Raw genomic sequence first — 399 nt, 5'->3', positions numbered from 1 at the left:
GTTACCACTTCTTGTAGCATACCACACTTCTTAATACTTTCACTATCTTGCTCTTTTCCTACTGTTCTAACTGCTTTTTTATTTTGTGTTATAACCAGGATTGAATTTTTCATATCAACTATTGACCTACTTAATGAAACTTCTCCAATGTTTTTGGCTACATCTATAAAAGTATTTTTGTGCATTTCATATTGTCCAGTAACTTTTATCTTTTTGAATGGTCCTACTTTTAGAGTACCTTTATCATACTCAATAAAAAATTTTTTAGAATTGAATTGTGAACATTGTTCTATGATGTCATAAATAATGTCTGAGATAGTCTTATCCTTGTAAATTTTATCTATTTTAGTATCTAATCCACTTACTTCAACTTTTATTCCAATTTCACTGCATAAGGAC

1 protein-coding gene is annotated in these 399 nt (G+C 28.6%); it reads right to left on the bottom strand.

The window, feature by feature from the left end:
* Positions 1-399, bottom strand: a 399-nt coding sequence (locus D3227_RS40825; protein WP_208646651.1) for an XkdQ/YqbQ family protein, incomplete at both ends; no start/stop codon positions are given.

Source organism: Mesorhizobium waimense (assembly GCF_003601975.1).
Lineage (GTDB): Bacteria > Pseudomonadota > Alphaproteobacteria > Rhizobiales > Rhizobiaceae > Mesorhizobium > Mesorhizobium waimense.
Note: the sequence above shows the minus strand (reverse complement) of the source record. Positions and strands in the feature narration are given on the sequence as shown.